The 393-nt window shown below is 72.8% G+C and carries 1 pseudogene; it reads right to left on the minus strand.

Features of this window, described 5'->3' with window-relative positions:
* Window positions 1-393: pseudogene (locus tag FVE89_RS30980) on the minus strand (autotransporter domain-containing protein); the annotation flags it as partial.

A 393-nucleotide genomic window follows, 5' to 3' on the forward strand; every position in this document is an offset into this window, starting at 1 on the left:
CGGCGGCGTTGGCCTCGACGCGGTAGGTCGAGCCGGGCGCGAAGGCGGCGCTGCCGGTGACGGTGAGCGTGCCGATCGAGTTGCCCGGCGACACGGTGCCGCCCGTGAGCGCGCTGATCCCGCCCACCGTGCCCGAGCCGCCGAGCAGGCCGCCGGATCCGACCGAGACGGTGCCCGTGATGGTGCCGTTGGCCGAGAGGGCACCGCCCTGGCCGATGCGGACGTCGAGGCCGAGGCGGTCGCCGGCATCCATGCGCAGCGTGCCGGTGACGTTCCCGAAGTAGCCGGCCGCCGAGTAGAGGTCGAGGCGGCTCCAGTAGCTGAGCGGACTGCCGTAGAAGGCGGCGAGCGCGTTGGTCTCGGTGTTGACCAGGATCTGGTTGATCGTGCCGG

The sequence above is a fragment of the Methylobacterium sp. 2A genome, assembly GCF_009806555.1.
Taxonomy (GTDB): domain Bacteria; phylum Pseudomonadota; class Alphaproteobacteria; order Rhizobiales; family Beijerinckiaceae; genus Methylobacterium.